This is a genomic window from Plantactinospora mayteni, assembly GCF_016862935.1.
GTDB lineage: Bacteria > Actinomycetota > Actinomycetes > Mycobacteriales > Micromonosporaceae > Plantactinospora > Plantactinospora mayteni.
In genome coordinates this window covers 1-22,361 of sequence record NZ_BONX01000003.1, presented here as the reverse complement: position 1 = coordinate 22,361, position 22,361 = coordinate 1, and the positions used below count along the sequence as shown (strand labels likewise).

Sequence of the window (22,361 nt, the reverse complement as noted above, 5' to 3'; positions counted from 1 at the left end):
TGCGCGTCGTCGCGCTCGTCGCGTCGTCGCGGCGCCGCTCGCTGCGCGGCGCCGAGGGCTCAGCGCGCGGCGGTGGTCAGGTCGGGGTGCGGGCCGTCCGGGTGCGGGCGCCCGCGGTGCGTCCCGGTGGCGTCGACCGGGCCGGGGACGGCAGGCACCGGCACCGTCGCGCCGCCGGCCCGCAGCGACGCGTCGGCGGCCTCCAGCACCGCCACCACCCGGGCGCCGTTCCAGCCGTCCGTCCGGGGGCGTGCCCCGGTCCGCACGCAGTCGAGGAAGTGCCGCAACTCCAGGCCGAGCGGTTCCGCCGGGGAGAGCACGGGTACGTGCACCGCGTCGTCGCGCAGCCGGTAGCGCCGCACGCCGTCCCCGGCCGGCTCCAGCGGTTCCGCCCCCTTGTCGTGCACGGTGAGCCGGGCGTTGGTGTTCAGGTCGTCGTAGACCAGCATCCGCCGGGTGCCGACCACGGTGGTACGCCGGGTCTTCGCCGGGTCGAGCCAGCTCACGTGCATGTGTGCTACCACGTCCCCGGGATAGCCGACGGTGACGAACGTGACGTCCTCGACGCCGTCGTGCAGGTAGCGACCGCCCTGGGCGGCGACCCAGCGCGGCTCGGCGTCGAGCAGGTAGTTGGCGATCGAGACGTCGTGCGGCCCGATCGACCAGAAGGTGTGCAGGTCGTTCTGGATCCGGCCGAGGTTGAGCCGCTGGGAGTGCAGGTAGAGGACGTCTCCGATCTCGCCGGACCGGATGTAGTCGCGCATCCGCTCGACCGCCGGGACGTACTCGAAGGTGTGCCCGACCATCAGCACCAGGCCGGACCGGTCGGCGGTCTCGGCCAGCGCGACCGCGTCGGCGACCGACATCGCCAGCGGCTTCTCGACGAAGACGTGCTTGCCGGCGGCCAGCGCCCGGCGGGCCAGCGGGGCGTGGCTCGGCGCCGGGGTGGCGATCAGGACGGCCCGGACCTCGTCGTTGGCCAGCACCGCGTCGAGGTCGCCGGTCGCGCGGACCTGGGGGTACCGCTCGGTGGCGGCGTGCCGTCGCTCCGGGCTGGAATCCACCAGGTAGCGCCACCGCACCGGGGCCAGCTTGTCGAGGTTCCGGGCGAGGTTGGTGCCCCAGTAACCAAAACCGATCAGGGCCAACATTCCGGTCACGTGTCGCCTCCAGCGGATCGGGCGGTTGTGGGGTCGTGGAATTTCGGGATTGGCTGTGTGAGTCGATCGGACACGTGACATCGGGCGCCCGGGCGCGAATAGAAACTCGACTCTTGTTTCCGGTACCGCGGCCGACAATCGGCGGGGTGCCGGACGGATCGGAATGATCCTGCGGCTATTCTCGGGAAATCCTGCTACGGCCGTCCCGCGACCCGCCAGCGGGCTGTCCGCTTTCCGACCCGTCGCCTGGCTTTCCGAGCTTGTCAATTCGACCGGAACGGGGACGGAAAACTATTTCGCGTGTTCGGCACCAGGGCGACGTTCCCCGCATCCTGGTGCGGCTGACCGCAGAGCCAGGCGAGGCGCTCGATCACCTTTTCCGGCTCGTCGAACGGGTCCAGTGCGGTCACCTCTGTCGGGGCCAGCGGCGGGACCGGGACATGGGAGATCAGTGGATGCAGCGGCCGTACGTCGACCTCGCCGGAACCGAACAGGTCCTCGTGCAGTTTCTCGCCGGGCCGCAGTCCGGTGTAGACGATCCGAGGCGAGCCCGGCGCCTGGTTGGCGAGCTGCCGGGCCAGGTCCACGATTCGTACCGGCCGGCCCATGTCGAGCACCAGCGCCTCGCCGTCCTGCCCGATCGCGGTCGCCTGGAGTACCAGGTGCACCGCCTCCTGCACGGTCATCAGGTAACGCGTGACGTCGGGATGGGTGACGGTGACCGGCAACCCGGCCTCGATCTGCGTCTGGAAGGCGGTCACCACGGATCCGCGGCTGCTCAACACGTTGCCGAACCGTACGCTGAGGAAGGTGCCCGGGGACTGGGCGGCGGCGTACGCGGTCAGCCGCTCGGTGATCCGTTTGGAGTAGCCGAGCACGCTGATCGGGTTCGCCGCCTTGTCGGTGGAGATGTTCACGAACCTGGCCACGTCGCGAGCCGCGTTCAGCACCGACAGCGTGCCCCAGACGTTGGTCTTGACCGCCTCTCGGGGGTGCCGCTGCAACAGAGTGAGGTGCTTCAGCGCGGCGGCGTGGAAGATGACGTCCGGACGGCGGGCCCGGATCGTCCGCGCGATGCCCTCGGTGTCGCGCAGGTCGGCGAGGATCAGTTCGGGCCCGTCCAGCAGCGCCTGGCCGGACAGCGACAGTTGCAGGCCGTGCAGAGCCGACTCGTCCCGGTCGAGCATCATCAGCTCGCCCGGATCCGCCCGGAGGATCTGCCGGCACAGCTCGGAGCCGATGGAGCCACCGGCGCCGGTGACCAGCACCCGCTGGCCGGCCAGCGTGGAGTCCGCGGTGACCAGGTCGGCGACGAGTTGGCGCCGGCCCAGCAGATCGTCGATCCCCACGTCCCGTACGTCGGCGACGCTGATCCGGTGGTCGACCAACTCGCGTACCGAGGGCAGCACCTTGAACTCGGCACCGGCCTGGAGGGTAGCGGTCCGGACCGCCCGGATCAGATCGGCGTCCGCGTTCGCGACCGAGAAGATGACAGTGGTCGCACCGGTCTGGGCAACCGCCTCGCGGATCTCCCTCTGGCCCCCGAGCATCCGTACGTCGTCGATGCGCAGGTGCCGCTTGTCCGGGTCGTCGTCGAGCAGCCCGACCGGGAGGTACCGGCCCTGCGGATCGCTGACCAGCGCCCGGAGCAGACCCTCGCCGGCCGACCCGGCTCCGAACAGCAGCACCGGGGTGGCGGAGCCGGCGTGGGGCCGCAGTGAGCGGTCGATCCGATGCCGTTGCACCGCCCGGACGGACAGCATCAGCAGCAGGGCCACCGCCCCGCCCACCACCGGAGTGCTGGCCGGCACAGGTCGATCCGCGGTGGACAGCACGGAGCCGAGCACGATCGCCGCGGCGCAGGTGACCGTGACGGTCAGGCACCGGGCCTCCTGGAGACTGCCGAGCGGATGCCGCGCCCAGTACCGGCGGTGCAGCCAGGACAGGGCGCCGTACGCCGAGGTGGCCAGCAGGCCGGCGCCGACCACCTGGGTCAGCCGGCCGGTGGTGAGGTCGAACTCGTACCGTGTCCACGCCGCGCTGACGAAGCCGACGATCCAGGCGAGCGTGTCGGTGGCGAGCAGTGCCGCCGCGCGGCGGTACGGATCCGGGCGCCGCCGCGCCGTGACGGTCGTCCCGGGTGTGGCCTCGGCGAGCTGCATGTACGACTCCTCGTGCACGTCCGGCGGCGCCGCGTCCCGAGCGTCTCCGGGCGGGCAAATTTCTCAGCAGTCAACTTTTAACCACTGCCGCAGCTCCGGGTGCGCCTTTGGGGATTTTTGGGCCGACCATCCATTTCTGTGTCACCGCGCAGGCGTTTCCTGGTTGACCTGGCCGTACGGCCCGAATCTTTCTCAGCTCGGCGCCGCCCCGATTCGCGGCGTCGTCGATCCTTCCGCCGTTACCCGCCGGGCGTCCGTTCGTTGAGAGGTCGTGAATATCCGGGGTGGCGGGAGAGGGTAGTGAAGATCGTCGTTACGGGGGGAGCCGGATTTATCGGCTCCAATGTGGTACGCGCTCTTGCTGCCGTCCCGGAAGTCGACGAGATCGTGATCCTCGACGACCTTTCGACCGGATCGCTCGACAATATCCGGGAGCTTCCCGCGCGGTTGCTGACCGGTACGATTCTCGACGGAGCGCTCCTCGACGAGGCGTTCGCGGGCGCGGCGAGTGTCGTACACCTCGCGGCGATTCCATCGGTGCCGAGATCCATTCACGATCCGTACCGCAGTCACCAGGCCAACGCGACCGGGACGCTGCTGGTGCTTGAGGCGGTCCGCCGGCACGGCGTGCCACAGGTCGTCCTCGCCTCCTCGTCGTCCGTCTACGGGGGCAACCTCGCCCTGCCGAAGCGGGAGACGCTGCGCGCGATGCCACTGAGCCCGTACGCGGTGTCGAAGCTGGCGACCGAGGCGTACGCCATCGCCTACGCCTCCTGCTTCGGCCTCTCGGTGCTGCCGTTCCGCTTCTTCAACGTCTTCGGTCCCGGCCAGGCGGCGAACCACGCCTACGCGGCGGTGGTGCCCGCCTTCGTCTCGGCCGCGCTCGACGGGCGCCCCCTGCGGGTGTTCGGCGACGGACGGCAGACCCGGGACTTCACCTTCGTCGGCAGCGTCGCCTCGGTGATCGTCGACGCCGTTCGCCGCCGGGTGTCGGCGCCGGACGCGGTGAACCTCGCCTTCGGGACGAGGACCTCGCTGGGTGTCCTCGTGGGGGAGTTGGAGGCAGTCCTCGGTCGGCGGCTCGAGGTGACGTACGAGGCGGCCCGCCCGGGAGACGCCCGGGACTCGCAGGCCGACTGCACGGTGCTGCGGTCGCTGTTCCCGGGCGTCCGCCCGTACCCGCTGCGGGCCGGCCTGGAGGTCACGGTCGCCTGGATGTCCGACCACGTCCCGGCGGCACGCTAGGCCGTGTCTTACCAGGTCATGCCCTGCTACGCCGGGCCCGGACGACGACTGGCAGCGTGGTGGGACACCGCCCGGAGCGCCCTGCTCGGGGGTCGACGCCGGAGGAGGGCATCGATTGAGTCACCGGACGGAGGACGTGGACTTCCCCCGGGTGCTGGTGGTCGGCGCGGCGCCGATCGGCGCGGCGACGGGCACCGGCATCACCCTCGGCAACCTGTTCGAGGGCTGGCCGAGGGACCGTCTCGCTCAGGTCTACACGATGGACGTCGTGCCGCCGGCCGACGCCTGCGGGCGTCAGTTCCAGGTCGACCCCCGGAGCGCCCCGATCGACCACGTCGCGAGACGCCTGCTCAGCGGGGGTGACCGGGCGCTGCTCCGGGGTGCCCCGCCGATCGCCGCGGTCCCGTCGCCGGGCGGGCGGCGATCGCCACGCGCCGGACTACACGCCGAACTGCGTGCCGTTGCCGACCTCAGCCTGTTCCGGGTTTCCGGACGCCTCCGGGAGTGGGTCCGGGACTTCCACCCCGACCTGGTCTACTCTCCGCTCGGCAGCGTCCGGATCATGAGGCTGGCCGGTCGGCTCGCCCAGCGGTGCGGCGTACCGCTGGTTCCGCACTTCATGGACGACTGGCCCAGCACCCTCTACTCGACCGGTGAGTTGCTCGGGCGGGCTCGCGGCGCCGTCCGGTCCAGTCTGCGTACGGTCATCCGGCTGTCCGAGGGCGGGATCTGCATCAGCCGGCCGATGGCCGACGAGTACGAACGGCGGTACGGCCGACCATTCGCCGCCTTCGTGAACTGTGTCGACGCCGCCGCCTTCGCCGACCCGGACAGCCCGTCGCGGGCCAGCCGTGCCTCGTCCGGGCTGGATCTGGTCTACGTGGGCGGGTTGCACCTGGACCGGTGGCGATCCCTGCGCCAGCTTGGAGTGGCCCTGGAGTCACTCGGCAGCACGGACGCGCCGCTGCTCACCATCCACGCGCCGGAGGCGGACCTCGACCGGTACCGGGACTCCTTCGCCGGCTGCTCGGCGGTCCGACTGGCCCGGTCGCTGCGCGGCCATGAGGTTCCGGGGATCCTCGCCCGGGCGGACGTACTGGTCCACATCGAGTCGTTCCGTGCCGAGATCCAGCAGTACACCCGCTTTTCCCTGTCTACCAAGCTTCCGCAGTACCTCGCGGCCGGGCGTCCCGTTCTCGGGTACGGCCCCGGCGAGTTGGCGTCGATGCTGCACATCCGGGCGGCGGAGGCCGGGATCGTCGTGGGGGTCGACGACCATGCGTTGCTCGCGACCCGGTTGGCGGAGCTGTGCGGTGATGCGGCGTTGCGTCGTCGCCTGGCGCGCAACGGGTACGCCTACGCGCGGCAGCACCACCGGAAGGAAGAGGTAGCCGCGAGGTTCGCCGGTTACCTGCGGTCGATGACGGCGGCACGAGGAGGACCCCGAGGCGTACGGGTGGGGGCGGCGCGGTGACGGTGACGGATCGCCGGGCGGACGGCGAAGGCCACCGGCCTGCGGCGGGGCAGGGGCGGGAGGCGAACTGCTTCGACTTCCTCCGGCTGATGGCGGCGCTCTGCGTGGTCGTCCAGCACGCGGTGGCCCACCTGGACACCAGCTTCCTGTGGTACCGCGCCGACAACGGCCTCTGGTTCGGCGACGGCGTGGCGATGTTCTTCGTCATCAGCGGTGCCATGGTGTACGCCTCCGCCGAGCGCTGCCACCAGGATGGCCGGCCGTGGCGCGACTACCTGCGGAACCGTCTTCTCCGGATCGCTCCCGCGCTGTACGTCTACACCGCGGTGGCGCTGCTGTTTCTGCTCACCGCGGGGATCGTCAGCTTCTCCGCCCTGGCCGACCCGCACGTGCTCGCCTGGCTCGCGAGTGGCCTGCTCTTCATGCCGGTCTACCATCCCGCCGCCTTCCAGGGGTTCGGTGTCGGCGTGCTCAACGGCAGCCTGTGGACCATTCCCGCCGAGGTGAGTTACTACCTGGTCGTCCCCGGCCTGGTGCTGCTGGCGGCTCGTCGGTCGTTCGGCACGATGATGCTGCTCACCGCGACCATCGGGACCATGGGTGCCGCGTTGTACGGCCTGGCCGGTGGATCCGGGAGCGAGAGTCTCCTGGCCAAGCTTCTGGCCGCGTCGCTCCTCCCGTGGCTCGGATTCTTCCTCCTGGGCATGTGGTGGCGCCGGGTGTGGCACCGGGTCCCGCAGTCCGGCGCGCTGGCGGTGGTCGCCCTCGTCCTGTATCTGGGCTGCGCGATGTGGCGGCACTCCGTCGGCCCAGGGATGGGGGTGGCGGTGGCCCTGATCGCCGGCCTGCCCCTGTCGTACCTGGTGTTCTGGGTCGGCCATCGAGGGCCGCGGGTCCTGCGGCGGGCAACGGACCGGCTGGGCGACCTGAGTTTTGGCACCTACATCTGGCACATGCCGGTCGTCAACCTGCTGATCTGGCTCGGCGCGATCGAGGGCCCACTGCGTGGCACACCTCTGATCCTGCTGGTAATCGCCCTGACGATCGTCTGTGCCCTGTTTTCCTGGCATTTCGTGGAGAAGCCCGCGCTCCGCCTCAAGCGCTACTCGTCTCGACCCGATTCGTTCGGTGGGCCGGGGCGGGCGGATTACCTCCACGGTCCGAATGCGAATCGTCTTCCCTTGGTTCGGTCGGGTACAAGAACCCGCGTCCGCATAGATGGGGGCCGGCGAAGACTTCGGTAGAAGTTGCATCCGGTCGGGTTTCGGCGAACCCCCGGGCGACGTGAGCGGTAATATCGGCGTTGACAGCGGTGGGCAGATGCATTGTCGATAGTCGATACCTATTGGTTCGGGCGAGAGGGATTCGGCATGCCAGAGCAGTTCCGGAACCGCGTGGTGGAATGCCACGGCGCCACGTCAGCGAGCGGTGCACGGGCCGGGGCGACGTCCGGATCCACATGCCTGGCGTAAGGGAATGGGTGGCGTACGTTGGTCCTTTTCGCTTTCCGTGGGGCCAGGCATGCTCCCGCAGGGTCCACGGCATCGCCTCCTCGCTCGCCGCGGGCGGCTACGACGTGGTGGTGGCCAGTGGAGAGGAGGGCCCGGCCGCGCCGAGCAGGCTGGCGGAGGTCGACGGGCCGGGATCGGTCTCCCATCTCGGCCTCGGGGAGCTGCCCTCGGTCGGCGACAACCTGCTGTCCAAGTCGGCGCAGGTCATTCTCTGGTCCGGTCGAACAACCCTCGCCTGGCTGGATGCGCAGGCTACCAAGCCTTCCCACGTCATCGTCTATGGCGGCGGGACACAATACATGGTCCGCCTTCGGCGGTGGTGTCGCGGCAATCGGGTTCCGCTGATCGCCGACGTCGTCGAGTGGCACAGCCCTCGACAGTTGATCGGCGGTCTGTTCGGGCCGATCCATATCGGCGCCAAGATCGCCTTGCGTTACCACTATCCCCGCTGCGACGGAGTCATCGCGATCAGTTCCTTCCTCGAAGGGCATTATCGGGAGCGCGGCTGTCGGGCGATCCGGGTACCGCCGACACTCGACGTCCTGGGACTGCCCGTCAACGCGCCGCCGGGCGTACCGGACCGGTCCGGCCTCACAGTCGTGTACGCGGGCACGCCGGGCCGGAAGGACCTGCTGGCGAACGTCATCCACGGGGTGGACCGGGTCGCTCGGGCGGGCGGCGACGTGCGGCTCCACGTCGTCGGGCCGTCGCCGGCGGAGGTACGGCGGTTGCTCGGGGCGCCGCCGCCAAGCTCCGTACGGGTCCTGGGGAGGTTGCCTCAACCCGACGTCTCGAACGTGTTGCGGCAGGCGGATTTCAGCGTTCTGCTTCGGAGACCGGCGCGGTTTGCCCAGGCCGGCTTTCCCACCAAGTTCTGCGAGAGCCTCGCGAACGGGATTCCGGTGATCGCCAACCTCACCAGCGACCTCGGGCGATATCTGAACGACGGCGTCGAAGGCATCGTCTGCGTCGACCACTCGGCGGAGGCGCTGGCCGTGGCGCTGGGTCGGGCGCTGCGGCTGAGTGCGGAGGAGCGCACCGTGATGCGTAAGGCAGCGCGCGAGCGGGCGCTGGAGTCGTTCGACTTCCGCACGTACGCGACGTCGCTCAGCGGGTTCCTGGAAGAGGTGCGGGCATGACCGAGCGGAGTGAGGCGGGTGTCATGACCCAGTGGAACGAGGGCATCGGCCAGCTCGGCCGACCCGGTCATGACGACGAGCGCACCGAGGAGCCGCAGGAGCCGGTGCGGGTCTGCGTGGTCGGGCCACTGCCGCCGCCGATGGGTGGCATTGCCCGAGGCATGCACATGATCAGGCGACAGGCCCTGCGACACCCCGGTGTGGAGTTGGAGGTCATCGACATCGCGGTCCGGTGGCGGGCCGTACACGACTTTTCGCTGGTCAAGCGGGCCATAGACGGCGCTCGGCAGTTGACAGCCGGCGCCTGGGCCCTGTTGCGGACGGTGGCGGGTGGGAAGACGGACGTCGTACACGTCAAGACCTCGGGTGGGCTCGGGGTCGTCCGGGACCTCGTTCTGCTGATCATCGCCAGGAGCGCGCGCCTTCCGGTCGTCTACCAGCTCCACTTCGGTCGGGTTCCGCAGATCGCCGAGGCCAACAGCCTGGAGTGGAGGCTCATGACGCGGGTCATCCGCCGGGCGAAGGTCGTCGTGCTCGACCGACACACCGAGGCGGCGATCGCCCGGCACCTCCCCGGGGCACGCGTCGGACGGATGCCCAACGGCGTCGACCTGGCCGAGTTGCCGATGCCCAGGCCGGACCGGGGCGGTCCGCGTACGGCCCTCTTCGTCGGCTGGGTCCTGCGGCCCAAGGGCATCGAGGACCTCCTCGCCGCGTGGATCGAGGTGGGCAGCCCGGAGTGGAGGCTGCTCGTGGTCGGTCCCTGTGACGAGGCGTACCTACGGTCTCTCAGGCGCACGTTCGGGGCACTGGACTCGGTCTCGTTCCTCGGCGAACAACCGCACTCGCGGGCTTGGGAGCTGATGGCGGAGTGCGACCTGTTCGTGCTGCCGAGCCACACCGAAGGGTTCCCCAACGTGGTCGTGGAGGCGATGGCCCTGGGCCGGGCGATCGTCTCCACGGATGTCGGGGCGGTAGCCGAGATGCTGGCGGACGACTGCGGCGTCGTCGTTCCCCCCGCTCGCCCGGCCCTGTTGGCCCCGGCTCTCGCCACGCTCATGAACGACCCGGCCCGGCGCCGGGAGTTGGGCGACCACGCACGGGCCAAGGCCACGCGGGAGTACTCCCTCGACAGGGTCTTCGATCGGCATGTCGCCCTCTGGCACGAGGTCGTCTCCGCGTCCTCGCCTCATCCGACCGCTCTACCGGCGCCACGCCCCCCGGGCCGGACCCGTTAGCGGCCGTGCCGCTCCGGCCCGGCCCGGCGCTGCGCCGATCCCGGCAGGGGTGCGCGGTGACCCGGTGGACGCCGCTGGCCACACCGACAACAGTCCGAGGGTGAGCCACACGCCCAGGGCGGTCTCCCAGTGTCCGGTCAGCCAGATCGGCAACAGACTCGTCAGGAGGAAACCCGCGAGCCGCCGCCCCTGCGGCGTGGACCGGGAGGCGGGCCTCCGGAGCGCGGCGGCGAAGACGGCGGCGAAGAGCAGCAGGCCGAACAGACCCAGGTCGTTGCCGACGGTCAGCAGCAGGGTGTGCGCTCCGACGCCAAGCGGGTTCGTCACCGGGAACGTGCCCGCACCCTGCCCGAGCAGGAACGCGTCCCACCAGGAGGATGCCGCGTATGGCCAGATCACCAGCCGGCCGGACATGTCGCCGGTCGACCGGTCGCCGAACGAGACGTCCAGCCAGATCAGCCGGTCGCTTCCGAGGCCGAGCGGGACCAGGACGAGCAGGACGGGAACGATCACCGCGGCGAGAATCCACATCACCCGCGCCGACAGCCGGCTCAGCACCAAATACCCGGCACCGAGCGCCAGGGCGATCAGTGCCCCCTTCGTGCCCGTGAGCAGGACCGCGTAGGCCAGTACCGGCAGGACCGCGTACAGGCCGAACCGGGCGACCCGGGGCTGGCCGGGCACGCTGAGCAGCAGCACCGAGAGCACGGCGGCGGTGACGAAGGAGTACGCGGTGAAGTTGATGTTCGTCTCGGTGATGCCGAACCGGACGCTCAGGTCGAAGGCCTCGCTGCGGGTGGGTGCGCCCTCCGCCAAAGACTCGAGGATCACCTGGAAAGCTCGCAGCACGCAGGCGGCCAGATAGGAGTACCCGACGAGCAACATGTTCCTTCGGGTGGTGCACAGGTGGCGTGCCGCCACGAACAGTAGACAGGCACCGGCGTAGCGGTATGCGGAACTCAGCGTGATGTCAAAGCTGTCGGTCCACCACAGTGTCGCGTAGGCCCAGAAGCCGAGAGCCAGCGCCAGGACCTCCGGCACCCGCAGCCGAGGCATCCGGCCGCTGAGGACGATCGCGATGGCCAGGCAGATGCCGATCAGTTGCTGGTGGCGTGCCCAGGCGGCCAGGAAGGCGACGACGCACAACAGGGCGACGCTGGGCCCGCTCACTGAACCTTTTTCAACCCCCCCCTGCGGTCCGTGGTGGCCGCGGGTGGAAGTCGGGGCGCAGCCGCCGCGCGGTTCAGGTTGAAAAAGGTTCACCCGGTCCGTGACCGGGATGATGCCCGTGTTCGAGGCGCTGCCCCGCCGTTCCCCGGGCCGGGTCGGGGAACGGTCCCACCGCCGACCATTCGCCCATTCGGCCGCGGGGGCGATCGGGTCACGCTGACCTGTGCCGTGCACGTCTGGAACCTCTTTCGCGCGTGTCCGGTCGGCTCGCCGCCAGACGATTACCGTGACCGGTTTCGTCGGGGAGATGGCATCCACCGGTGACCGTGCGTGCTCCGAAACTGTTTCAGACGGGAACCTGGGCATCGCCTTCTCGACATTGACCAGTGCAATTTCGGCCAGTCGCAGCGTACCGGAAGTTTTGAGTCCGCCATCCCGTTCTCGGTGACTTTGGTGCCGGACCGGGTGCCCGGACACGCTGCGCGTCGAGGCGTCGGGAACCCATCGTCGTAACCCCACGCCCGATCGTCGTAACCCCACGCCCGATTCTGCGTTGGACCGATGGCCAGGCCAGGACCAGCGGGTACGTCGACCGGGCCTGATCGCGAGGGCCGGGGGCCGATGTCAACCGGCTGTTCGCGGCCGGACCGCCGCCCTTTCCCCGATCTGGCGATGGAGGTTTGCTGCATATGTTGGCCCGTCGTGGCCCGGACGCGGATGATTCCTCCGTGATCCTCGGCGAGTGCCCGGTGACCGGGGTGAGCATCCCGGTGACCCTGCTTGGATTCACCGTTCCGGACGAGGCGATCGAAGAGATCCTGGCCCGGGATGCCGCGATGCCGGTCCAGACGCACACCTTTGCCTGGGGTCTGGTACGGGCCCTGATCGCCGGGGGATGTCACGTGACACTGCTGTCCGCGATGCCGGTCTCGACATACCCGCGGCATCCTCGGATTCGTTTCCGCGGGCGCCGGTTCGATGCGGACGGGGTGCAGGGGCGACTACTGGGTTTCCTCAACCTCCTCGGGGCGAAACACGCCACCCGGTTCCTGGCCGTGTTGCTCGTCGGCTGGCGAGCCACCGGCCGGTGGGGTACGCAGGTCCTGCTCATCCACGGGATACACACTCCCTTCCTCTGGTTCGGGGTGTTGCTGGCGGCGATCCGGGGGACGTTGGTCGTCCCGGTGCTCACCGATCCCCCCACGCTCGTCGGCCCTGGAGAGGGAAGACCGACCAGACTGCTGCGCGGATTGGACGCCTGGCTCGTCAGAGCCGCGCTCCGGCGGTGCGACGGGGTGATAGCACTCACCGCCGCGCTCGCCGAGGATTTCGCGCCGGGACGACGACATCTGGTGCTGGAGGGAATCTACAGCCCGGCGCGTCCGGAGTCGGCTGGCTCGATCCGGTCGACCTCGATCCGGTCGAGCCGGCGGCGGGAGACGTACGAGATCGCCTATGCCGGCAGCCTGACCCGGACGTACGGCGTGGACCGGCTCGTCGAGGCGGTCCGCCAGATCGACCAGCCGAGCCTCCGGCTGAGCATCTTCGGTCGGGGTGAGTTGGAGCCCTGGATCGCGGAGCAGGCCGCCGCCGACTCCCGGATCCGTCACCCGCGACTGCTCGGTCGCGACGAACTCCTGCACCGCCTCGCCTCGGCGGACCTGCTGGTCAATCCTCGGCCCGTTGACCAGGACTTCGTGCGGTACTCGTTTCCGTCGAAGCTGATCGAATACCTGTCGGTTGGCGTTCCGGTGGTGACCACCCGGCTGCCGGGGATACCCGGCGATTACCGGGGCCGGGTGGTCTTCGCCGAGTCGGACACCGCCGAGGGACTCGCGGCGGCGATCCGTTCCGTGCTCAGTTGGCGGCCGGGGGAGGCCGCCGAGTTCGGCGTCGCGGCGGCGGCCTTCATCGGCGAAACCCGTGGTGTCCGGGCACAGGGTACGAAGCTCGCGGCGTTCATTCGGGAACTCGCCCGGACGAACAGGCGACCCGCCAGGTCGCGGACATCCGTCGGCGTCGTCTAGGCCGGCGATGCGATCCCCCCGACCGGAGACGATCAAGCACCACCGGCATCGGTCCGACGACTCGTCGGCCGCCCCGGCGCCGGGCCGTGGCGCGGACCGGGGTCCCGATCGCAGTAGGCGACTGGCGTCCGGAATCGTCACCACCGCGTTGAGCCGGGGTGTCAGCGTCCTAGTGCCGCTCATGCTCATACCGATCACGTTGTCGTACCTCGGTGCCGATCTCTTCGGCTTGTGGATGGTGGTGACGGCGCTAACCGGAATGGTCGCCTTCGCGGACCTGGGGCTCGGCAACGGGTTGATGACGAAGCTCGCCGCCTGCTGTTCGATCGGGGATCCGGAGCGGGCCCGCTGCTACATCTCGAACGCGTACGTCCTGTTGACCGCGATAGCGGTCGGTCTCTGCGGCCTGCTCTGGCCGCTGTCCGCGCTCGTCCCGTGGCCGTCGGTGTTCAACGTGACCGGCTCCGCCACGCCGTCCGACGCCCGGCACATCACGCTGGTCTGCCTGACCGCGTTCATCCTCAACGTGCCCCTGTCGCTGGTGATCCGGGTGCAGTACGCGTACCAGCAGGTGACGCAGAGCAACCTCTGGCAGGCGGCCGGGAGTGCCCTGTCGGTGCCGTTGGTGCTGGGCGCGACGACCGCCGAACTGTCCCCGATCGCGGTCGTCGCCGGCACCGTCGCCGGTCCGGTAGTGGTCAACGTGGTCAACAGCATCTGGATCTACGCCGTGCGGATGCCGGAACTCGCGCCGCGGATCCGGTACGTCGAGCCGGGTGCCGCCCGGGAGCTGTTCCGGCTGAGTGGTCTGTTCCTGGCGTTGACCATCGTGATGTCGCTGGCCACCAATGCCGACATGTTGATCGTGGCGCACGCCCTCGACCTGCACAGCGTCACGGCTTACGCGGTGCCGGCGAGGGTCTGCGCCGTGCTCGGGCTTCTCGTGTCGTTGCTCAACGTGCCGATGTGGCCGGCCAGCGGCGATGCCCTCACCCAGGGGCACCTCGACTGGATACGGCGGACCACGCGACGGCTGACGATCCTGTCCGCGCTCTCGGTCTTCCTCGCGTCCGTCCTGCTGGTCTGCGGCGGCCCCATACTCGTCTCGTTCGGGATCCGTGGCGTGTCGGTAGGAGCGGATCGCTGGTTGTTCGTCGGCCTCGCCGCGTGGTGGATGCTGCTCGCGGCCATCTCACCGAGGTTCATGGTCCAGAACGCGGCCGGTGTCGTCTGGCCACAGTTGCTCGGCTGGACGCTCTACCTCGTGCTGTCGGTCGTCACGAAGTGGTACGGCCTGGGGCACCTCGGGGTCACCGCCGTCCCGTACATCGGTGTCGCGATCTACGGCCTGACGGTCCTTCCCGCGGCCCTGTACGGCTATCGCAAAGCTGTCGCACCCGACAGCCGCATCCGGGCGACGTGGGCGAAGCCGTCGTCCCCGGAACCGGTACCGGCAGGCCGGATCGAGTAGCTCCGGCTCGGCTGGACGAGGCGCCGAAGCGCACCGGCGAGCGCGGCGCCGGCAGGTCCGGGCTCGGTCCGCAGGGCGGTGCCGACCAGCCGGATCCGGCCCACCCGGTTGTCACCGCGGCGTACCGAGAGGTCGCCGAAGCCGTACGCCGCGTGGTGCGCGGTGAACGCCGGCCAGTCGAGCACGCCGACCTGCCCGGCATCACCGGACCGCTCGAGATCCGCCGCCGGTATGTCCGTCCAGACCGCGTAGTCGAGGTCGCGGAAGCCGAATCGTCGGTAGAGGGACCGGGCGGGCGCGTTGTCCGTCACGACGTCGAGCCCGAGCGTGGCCAGGCCGAGGTCGGCGGCCAGCCGGAGGCCGTCGGTGAGCAGGGCCGAACCGTACCCCCGGCCCCGGTGGTCGTCCCGGACCGCGAGGCCGTTCAGGAAGAGTTGCGAGTCCAGCAGCCGCCAGTCCGCGACGGCGATGACGGCCGTTGCGACCCGGATCGCTCGCAACCGGACCGTCCGGAGCGCGGTGGGTGGCGCGACGGCGGCGGCGAGGAACCCGGCGTAGCCGGCCGCGTGGTACGGGACCAGGCCGGCACAGGTCGGGGGTACGGAGCTGGCGAGCAGCGCTACCACCTCGGCACCGGTACGGGCGTCGAGCCGGCGTACGTCCTCGACCTGGGTCGGGCTCACGAGGGCAGGCACGACAGCTCCCGCTCCTTGTCGAGGTCTAGCATCCGGGCGGAGGGATCGGTGGCCACCCCCGAGCCGCCCAGCACCTTCCCGGTGGTGCGGAGCAGGATCCACAGGTCGAGCCGGAGCGTCCAGTCGGTGACGTACCGGACGTCGAGTTCCAGCCGTTCGTCCCAGGCGACGCCGTTGCGGCCACTGACCTGGGCGAGTCCGGTGATGCCCGGCCGTACGGAGAAGCGGCGCAGCTCGCGGTCGGTGTACCAGGGGTCGTACCGGGGGAGTAGGGGGCGTGGCCCGACAAGACTCAGGTCGCCGCGGATGATGTTCACCAGTTGGGGCAGTTCGTCGATGCTGAACCGGCGCAGCACCCGACCCAGCCCACCGCACCGCTCGCCGTCGCTGAGCAGCCGTCCGTGCCGATCCCGTTCCGCGGTCATGGTGCGGAGCTTGTAGATCCGGAAGCGCCGGAGCGACCTGCCGGTGCGTTCCTGTACGAAGAAGACCGGTGAGCCGAGCCGGATCCGTACCAGGAGGGCGGCGACGCCCAGCACCGGGGCGGTGGCGACCAGCATCAGTACGGCCACCACGAGGTCGAGGACGCGTTTCGTGGCCCGCTGGGCGGGGAGCGAGAACATAAGTCAGTTACCTCAGTCGATATCCAGGGAAGTAGCCCGACCGGACGATGTCCGGAACCGTCCGCGAGGTGGCGGCGGCGTGCGCCCGCAGCAGGGCGTCGTACCGGGCGGGGTCGATGACGACGGCGCCGGTCCAGAACGGTGTGCGGCGCCCCCCGAAAGAGCGCTTGAACTGGAAGAGCCCGTCGTCCGGGCGCACCCCGCCACCGAGGTGGACGACGCCGCACCCGGTGGCCGAGGCCCAGTCCAGGATCGTCCACAACAGCAGGTTGTTGCCGCCCTGGCGGAACCCTTCGGGGGTCGAGCCGGCGAGGTGGTAGTGCGCCCGGGTGCCGTGCCGGAGCACCAGCGACGCGGCCACCACGGCACCCTCGGCGGTACGTACCTCGGCGACCAGCAGGTTCTTTCCCACCCCGTGGGCGAGCCGGTGGTAGTAGGCGTCCGGGAAGAAGTACTCGGGTGCGCCGCCGACCCGCACCATGGTCTCCTCGTACAGCCGGCGGAACGCCGAGCCGTGGGCCATGTCGTCCGAGGTCGCGGGCCGGATATCGCCGGTCAGGCCGGCGTTACGTGCCTTGCGTACCTTGTTGCGGCAGGTGCTCGACATCCCGGCCCAGATCCGGTCCGGTCCACCGTCCACGGTGACGGTGATGGTGTCCGCCCGACGGGTCATCCCGATCGCGCCCAGTCCAAGCGCCGCGTCGACGGAGGACGGGTCGAGGGGGGAGAACCGGAGGAACAGGCTGACCACCCGGGTGTCCCGCCAGTACTCGACCGCGAGGGACCAGAATCGGGTGAGGTCCTCGGCGGGACAGTCGGCGGAGCGGTACACCCCGGCGTAGCCGTACGGGCTGACCGTGTCGAAAAGCTGGTCGTCGATGCGGCGCAGGACGTACGGGACCATGATGGTGTCGCGCCAGTGCAGGGTGCGCCAGACTCCCCCCTCCGGGGTGGCCGCCGCAGCGCCGTAGCCGGCGGTGAAGTAGACGTCCGGGCAGACCGGGTCGAGCCGATCCGCCGCGCCCGTGGGGTCGAGGATGCCGAGCCGCGTGCTCATCGTCGCTCCGGTAACCGGTTCAGTCGTTCCGGGAACCGGCTGGTTCGGCCGCCGCCAGGCTCTCCGGCGGCCAGCCGTCCGGGGGTTGGCGGTCGGCCGGCAGACCGAACACGTTGCTCGCGCCGGGCGGTATCGAGGAGAGCGGCGAGCCCAGCGGAGTGAAGAGGCGATAGCCCGCGCCGTGCAGGAGGTCGCGAATCTCGCGGTGGCGGGTCTGCACCTCGACCATCAGCGCCGGGCGGGTACGCCGGATGGTCTCCCGGGCGCCGAGCAGCACCTCCCACTCGTAGCCCTCGACGTCGACCTTGACGAAGTCCGGGGCGGCCCCGGCCTCCGCCACGTACGCGTCGATGGTGGTGACCTCGACCCGGCGCCCGACGACGTGCGCCGGAATGGCATTGGCCTGGGTGGCGGCGAGCCCTGCGAAGCGCGGGACGAGCGAGTTGTTCTGGCCGGTCAGGTCCTCCTCGAAGAGGACCAGTTCGCCCGGCTCGGCGCCGACGGCCTTGGCGATTACCCGGATGCCGGGCTTGCCGGCCGCGTTGGCCCGGAGATAGGGCAGGTTGTTCGAGCCGGGTTCGAAGACGTGGACCGTGCCGGTCGGCCCGACCAACCGGGCGAAGTACAGTGCGATGTAGCCGACGTGGCCGCCGACTTCCAGTACGCGGTCACCGGGCCGGACGAGATGGCGGAAGGTGGCCATCGACGACTGCTCCCGCCGCCGGCCGTGGAACCAGTAGCCCTTGTGCCGGAACGAGTGCAGCCGCATGGGGTCCCGCGTGTAGTGGTGCCGGATGGTGATGTCTCCCGGGTTCAGGTGGGCGAACAGGTAGAGACCCACGCGTCGGACAGACCGCTTTCCCGATGTCAGCAGATTCATCTCTGTCTCTCATGTCGAGGCGGGCGGCTCGCGGTCCGCCGAGCCGTACGGCGCCGGGCGAGGTTCGGGTCGACCCGCTCGTCCGAGTGGGACCAGCGCGTCCGTCATCCGCGTTCCAGAAAGCGTTCGATCGCGCCAAGTACGCGGGTGACCTGGGGTTCGGTCAGCGCCGAACCGCTGGGCAGGGTCAGACCGGTATCGAAGAGCCGCTGCGCGGCGCCGGTGAGGCTGGCTCGCGCGGTGCCGAAGACCGGTTGCAGGTGCATCGGCTTCCACACCGGTCGGGTCTCGATGTCCTGCCTGCCGAGGTGGGATGCCAGGTCGCTGGCGTGCCAGCCGGCCTGGGCCGGGTCGACGGTGATCGTGGTGAGCCAGCAGTTGGTGCCGGGGTCGGCGTCGGCGAGCAGACGTACCCCGGGGACCGCGGCGAAGAGTTTCGCGTACCGCCCTCGCAGTCGCCGGCGGCGGGCGATCATGGCGTCCAGCCGGCGGAGCTGAGCCCGCCCGAGGGCGGCCAGCAGGTTACTGAGTCGGTAGTTGTAGCCGACGTCGGTGTGCTCGTAGTGCGCGACCGGCTGGCGGGCCTGGGTGGACAGGTAGCGGCACCGGTCGATCAGCTCGGCGTCGTCGGAGACCACCATGCCGCCGCCCGAGGTAGTTATGATCTTGTTGCCGTTGAACGAGAGCACGCCGGCCCGGCCGAAGGATCCGGCGGGTCGGCCGTCCCGAACGGCGCCCAGCGCCTCCGCCGCGTCCTCGATGACCGGCACCCCGGCCGCCGCGCAGACCGGCAGGATCTCCGGGTAGCTGGCGCAGGAGCCGAACATGTCCACCGGCAGCACGGCCGCGACGGTGCGGCCGGCGGCGCGCAACTCGCGGAGCAGGTCCGTCAGCAGGGCCGGATCGATGTTCCCGGTCGCCGGCTCACAGTCGACGAAGACCGGCTCGGCGCCGGTGTAGACCACCGCGTTGGCGGTTGCCACGAACGTCAGAGTGGGCACGATCACGACCTGGCCGGGTCTGGCGCCGAGGGCGAGCAGGGCCAGGTGCAGAGCCGCGGTGCCCGAGCTGACCGCCACCGCGTACGCCGTACCGACTCGCTCGGCGATCTCGCGCTCAAAGGAGTCGATCTCCGGTCCGACGGGTGCGACCCAACCCGACCGTACCGCCCGGAGCAGGTACGACTCCTCCAGCGGCCCGATGTCCGGCGCGGAGAGGTGGATTCGGCCGCTCGGGTTGAGAACTTCCACGGGTCGGGCCTCCGGTGCTGAGTGGCTAAAGTTGCCGAAAGCGTTCTATCAGGTGACTGATGATGACCTCAGGGGTTTCACATAACTGGCGATAGGTAAGAGCGCCTTGCCCCCTATCGAGTAGTCCTAATGTTGTATCGCCGTACTTCGAGCGTTTCTAGCTGGACTGTTGCTCGTTGCCCGTGATGTGGCGGCCGGCATGTCCATCCAGGTGAACGTTGCTTGCCACCAAGTAGTGACGACGAGGGAGCGACGTTGACTTTTCCTTGCACCGGACGCCGGGTGCTGATCACGGGCGGCACCGGTTCCTTCGGCCAGACGATGGTGCGCCGGCTGCTCGACCGAGACGTCGGCGAGGTACGGGTGCTCAGCCGGGACGAGGCCAAGCAGGACCTGATGCGACACCGGCTCGGCGACGACCGGGTCCACTACCACGTCGGGGACGTCCGCGACTACGACACCATGCTGCGGGCGACCCGGGGCGTCGACTTCGTCTTCCACGCCGCGGCGCTCAAGCAGGTGCCGTCCTGCGAGTTCTTCCCGCTGGAGGCCGTTCGGACCAACGTGCTCGGCAGCGGCAACGTCCTCGATGCGGCCGAACGCAACGGCGTCGCATCGGTGGTCGTGCTCAGCACGGACAAGGCGGTCTACCCGGTCAACGCGATGGGCATGAGCAAGGCCCTGATGGAGAAGGTGGTCCAGGCGCACGCCCGGCACCACCCGAACGGCCGGACCACGGTCTCCTGCGTGCGGTACGGCAACGTGATGTTCTCCCGGGGCTCGGTCATCCCGCTCTTCGTCGAGCAGATCCGGGCCGGCCGGGCCCCGACGGTGACCAACCCGGCGATGACCCGGTTCCTGATGTCGCTGACCGAGTCGGTGGAACTGGTCGAGCACGCCTTCCTGCACGCCCGGCCCGGTGACATCTTCATCCGCAAGGCCAGCGCCTGCACCGTCGGCGACCTGGCCACCGCGCTCTGCCAGCTCTTCGACGTGCCGGCCAAGCTCGACCTGATCGGGGTACGGCACGGCGAGAAGCTGGACGAGACGCTGGCCAGCCGGGAGGAGGTGGCCCAGGCCGAGGACTTCGGCGAGTTCTTCCGGGTACCCCTGGACGCCCGCGACCTGAACTACGCGCTGTACGTCTCCGAGGGCGACCCGACCGGCGCGGTCGGCCAGGACTTCAACTCCGCCAACGCGCCCCGGCTCGACGTACCCGAGATAGTGGAGCTGCTCCTCACCCTGCCGGAGATCCGGGCCGAGCTGGCCGCCCGAGACCTGGCGACGGCGCCGTGAAATTGGTGCTCACCGGTGCCGGCGGGTTCCTCGGCTGGCACGTACGGGTGCTGGTCCGTGCCCTCGGCTGGCCCGAACCGGTCACGCTGACCCGGGCCGACCTGGCCGATCCGGTCGCCGTTGCGGCCGTGGTCTCCGGTGCCGACCGACTGCTGCACCTGGCCGGGGTGAACCGGGGCGACCCGGCCGAGGTGGCGGCCGGCAACGTGGAGTTGGCCGCCGCGCTCGCCCGGGGACTCCGGCAGTGCCCGGTACCGCCGAAGACGGTGGTCTTCGCCAACTCGGTGCAGGCCGGCAACGGCACGCCGTACGGGGACTCCAAACAGGCCGCCGCCGCGACGTTGGCCGGCGCGACCGGCGGCGGTCCCGGATTCGACGACGTGTTGCTACCCAACCTGTACGGCGAGCACGGCAGGCCGCACTACAACTCGGTGGTGGCGACCTTCTGCCGGCAGCTCGCCGACGGCGCGGCACCCGAGGTGCGCGACGACCGGGAACTGACCCTGGTGCACGCGCTCGACGCCGCCGCCCGGCTGCTCGACGCGCCACCGGCCGGACCCTGGGACGGCGCCATGCCGGCGGTGCGGCTCGGAGTACGCGCCCTGGCCGACCGGCTGACCGGATTCGCCCGGGTGTACCGCCGAGGGGAGATCCCGGCGCTGGCGGACCGGCACGACGTACGGCTGTTCAACACGTACCGGTCGCACTGCTTCCCGGGGCACTGTCCACTGCCGCTGGTCCGGCACGCGGATCGGCGCGGCGCGCTGGTAGAGGTGGTCAAGGCGCACGGCGGGGCCGGGCAGACGTTCGCCTCGACCAGCGGGCCGGGAATCACCCGAGGTGAGCACTTCCACCTCGCCAAGGTGGAGCGGTTCGCGGTGCTGAGCGGCACCGCCGAGATTGCGCTGCGCCGGGTCGGGCACCGGGACATCGTCCGGTTCCGGGTCGGCGGGGACGAGCCGGTGGTGGTCGACATGCCGACGATGTGGGCGCACAACATCACCAACACCGGCGACGGCGAACTGCTGACCCTGTTCTGGGCGAACGAACTCTTCGACCCGGCCTACCCGGACACCTACCCGGAGCCGGTGCGGGGTGCCGCCGCCCGGCCAGCGGCCCCGGCGGTGGTCGGGTGAGGATCGGCGTCGTCACCCAGTGGTACCCGCCGGAGCCGGCCTTCGTCACCGGTGAACTTGTCCGGGAACTCGACTCCCGAGGACATCAGGTGCGGGTGCTCACCACCTACCCGAACTATCCCGGCGGGCGGGTCTATCCCGGTTACCGTCAGCGCTGGCGGGAGCAGAGCAGCACCGGCAACCTCACCGTACGCCGGGTGCCGGTCCATCCGAGCCACGACTCGTCCACGCTCGGCCGGATCGCCAACTTCGTCAGCTTCGCCGCGACCAGCTCGCTGGCGGCGCCCGGCTACCTGAACGGCGTCGACGCGCTGTACGTCTACCACCCGCCCGCGACCGCGTTCAGCGCGGCGGCGGTGGCCCGGCTGGTCCGGCGTGCCCCGGTGTTGCTGCACGTGCAGGACATGTGGCCGGAGTCGGTCACGGCCTCGGCGATGAGCCCGAGCGGCGGCCTCGGCCGGGCGATCGACCGCACCCTGGCCGCGACGATGCGCCGGCTGTACCGGAGCGCCGACACGATTGCCGTCATCTCGCCGTCAATGGCCGAGCTGGTGATCGAGCGGGGCGCCGATCCGGACCGGGTCCGGGTGGTGTGGAACTGGACCGACGAGCGGCTGTTCCGCCCGGTGCCGGTGACCGAGGCTGCCCGGGCCGCGCTCGGCCGCCGGGGGGACCGCTGCACCGTCATGTTCGCCGGCAACATCGGCCCGTTCCAGCGGGTCGAGACGGCGATCCGAGCGGCGTACGCGGCCTCGGACCGGGTCGACCTGGTCCTGGTCGGCTCCGGTACGGAGGAGGACGCCGCCCGCCGGCTCCCCCCCCCCCCC

At 70.3% G+C, this 22,361-nt stretch carries 18 protein-coding genes; 10 read left to right on the top strand and 8 right to left on the bottom strand.

Translation table 11 applies throughout. The features are described from left to right. Positions 1-59: 59 nt before the first annotated feature. Positions 60-1,151: a Gfo/Idh/MocA family protein gene (locus tag Pma05_RS02275; RefSeq protein ID WP_239311609.1), complete on the bottom strand. Its 1,092-nt coding sequence runs from the start codon at positions 1,149-1,151 to the stop codon at positions 60-62. 272 nt (positions 1,152-1,423) lie between these two features. Continuing rightward, entirely contained in the window at positions 1,424-3,322 is a 1,899-nt protein-coding gene (locus Pma05_RS02270) for a polysaccharide biosynthesis protein (protein WP_203855565.1), read from the bottom strand. A 300-nt stretch (positions 3,323-3,622) separates the two neighbouring features. On the opposite strand from Pma05_RS02270, the gene Pma05_RS02265 reads away from it, so the two are divergent. The 5 genes from Pma05_RS02265 to Pma05_RS02245 all read left to right on the top strand — a co-directional run bounded on the left by Pma05_RS02265 (position 3,623) and on the right by Pma05_RS02245 (position 9,929). Next, positions 3,623-4,567, top strand: coding sequence for an NAD-dependent epimerase/dehydratase family protein (locus tag Pma05_RS02265; protein WP_203855564.1), 945 nt, complete (start codon positions 3,623-3,625; stop codon positions 4,565-4,567). Positions 4,568-4,682: 115 nt separating this feature from the next. Further along, positions 4,683-6,041 carry a glycosyltransferase gene (locus Pma05_RS02260; RefSeq protein WP_239311552.1) on the top strand — a complete coding sequence of 453 codons (1,359 nt, stop codon included), beginning with the start codon at positions 4,683-4,685 and terminating at the stop codon, positions 6,039-6,041. Continuing rightward, positions 6,038-7,285 (top strand): acyltransferase family protein, encoded by a 1,248-nt coding sequence (locus Pma05_RS02255; RefSeq protein WP_203855563.1) that lies wholly within the window; start codon positions 6,038-6,040, stop codon positions 7,283-7,285. The genes Pma05_RS02260 and Pma05_RS02255 overlap by 4 nt, the downstream gene beginning before the upstream one ends. 236 nt (positions 7,286-7,521) lie before the next feature. Further along, on the top strand, positions 7,522-8,691 hold the full coding sequence (locus Pma05_RS02250) for a glycosyltransferase (protein ID WP_239311550.1): 1,170 nt from the start codon (positions 7,522-7,524) through the stop codon (positions 8,689-8,691). Beyond that, on the top strand, positions 8,688-9,929 hold the full coding sequence (locus tag Pma05_RS02245; RefSeq protein ID WP_203855562.1) for a glycosyltransferase family 4 protein: 1,242 nt from the start codon (positions 8,688-8,690) through the stop codon (positions 9,927-9,929). The genes Pma05_RS02250 and Pma05_RS02245 overlap by 4 nt, the downstream gene beginning before the upstream one ends. Here Pma05_RS02245 and Pma05_RS02240 read toward each other — a convergent pair. Further along, entirely contained in the window at positions 9,894-11,099 is a 1,206-nt protein-coding gene (locus tag Pma05_RS02240) for an O-antigen ligase family protein (protein WP_203855561.1), read from the bottom strand. The two genes, Pma05_RS02245 and Pma05_RS02240, sit on opposite strands and share 36 nt — an antisense overlap. A 728-nt stretch (positions 11,100-11,827) precedes the next feature. On the opposite strand from Pma05_RS02240, the gene Pma05_RS02235 reads away from it, so the two are divergent. Both Pma05_RS02235 and Pma05_RS02230 read left to right on the top strand, forming a co-directional pair. Then, positions 11,828-13,126 carry a glycosyltransferase gene (locus Pma05_RS02235; protein ID WP_203855560.1) on the top strand — a complete coding sequence of 433 codons (1,299 nt, stop codon included), beginning with the start codon at positions 11,828-11,830 and terminating at the stop codon, positions 13,124-13,126. A 181-nt stretch (positions 13,127-13,307) separates the two neighbouring features. Further along, positions 13,308-14,597 carry an oligosaccharide flippase family protein gene (locus Pma05_RS02230; RefSeq protein ID WP_239311549.1) on the top strand — a complete coding sequence of 430 codons (1,290 nt, stop codon included), beginning with the start codon at positions 13,308-13,310 and terminating at the stop codon, positions 14,595-14,597. Here Pma05_RS02230 and Pma05_RS02225 read toward each other — a convergent pair. The 5 genes from Pma05_RS02225 to Pma05_RS02205 form a co-directional block, all read right to left on the bottom strand. Continuing rightward, positions 14,504-15,292: a GNAT family N-acetyltransferase gene (locus Pma05_RS02225; protein ID WP_203855558.1), complete on the bottom strand. Its 789-nt coding sequence runs from the start codon at positions 15,290-15,292 to the stop codon at positions 14,504-14,506. The genes Pma05_RS02230 and Pma05_RS02225 overlap by 94 nt on opposite strands. Beyond that, positions 15,277-15,915, bottom strand: coding sequence for a sugar transferase (locus tag Pma05_RS02220; RefSeq protein WP_203855557.1), 639 nt, complete (start codon positions 15,913-15,915; stop codon positions 15,277-15,279). The genes Pma05_RS02225 and Pma05_RS02220 overlap by 16 nt, the downstream gene beginning before the upstream one ends. Positions 15,916-15,922: 7 nt before the next feature. Continuing rightward, positions 15,923-16,972: a lipid II:glycine glycyltransferase FemX gene (locus tag Pma05_RS02215; protein ID WP_203855556.1), complete on the bottom strand. Its 1,050-nt coding sequence runs from the start codon at positions 16,970-16,972 to the stop codon at positions 15,923-15,925. Between the two features lie 19 nt (positions 16,973-16,991). Continuing rightward, a complete protein-coding gene (locus Pma05_RS02210) occupies positions 16,992-17,813 on the bottom strand; it encodes an FkbM family methyltransferase (RefSeq protein WP_203855555.1) in 822 nt (273 codons plus the stop codon). A 143-nt stretch (positions 17,814-17,956) separates the two neighbouring features. Continuing rightward, positions 17,957-19,102, bottom strand: coding sequence for a DegT/DnrJ/EryC1/StrS family aminotransferase (locus tag Pma05_RS02205; RefSeq protein ID WP_239311548.1), 1,146 nt, complete (start codon positions 19,100-19,102; stop codon positions 17,957-17,959). Between the two features lie 255 nt (positions 19,103-19,357). Between Pma05_RS02205 and Pma05_RS02200 the strand changes: the two genes are divergently transcribed. The 3 genes from Pma05_RS02200 to Pma05_RS02190 all read left to right on the top strand — a co-directional run. After that, a complete protein-coding gene (locus tag Pma05_RS02200) occupies positions 19,358-20,398 on the top strand; it encodes a polysaccharide biosynthesis protein (protein ID WP_275414634.1) in 1,041 nt (346 codons plus the stop codon). Next, positions 20,395-21,534 (top strand): polysaccharide biosynthesis C-terminal domain-containing protein, encoded by a 1,140-nt coding sequence (locus Pma05_RS02195; RefSeq protein WP_203855554.1) that lies wholly within the window; start codon positions 20,395-20,397, stop codon positions 21,532-21,534. Before Pma05_RS02200 ends, Pma05_RS02195 begins: the two co-directional genes overlap by 4 nt. Then, a partial coding sequence (locus Pma05_RS02190; protein WP_203855553.1) for a glycosyltransferase family 4 protein occupies positions 21,531-22,361 on the top strand: 831 nt, incomplete at its 3' end. The genes Pma05_RS02195 and Pma05_RS02190, both read left to right, overlap by 4 nt.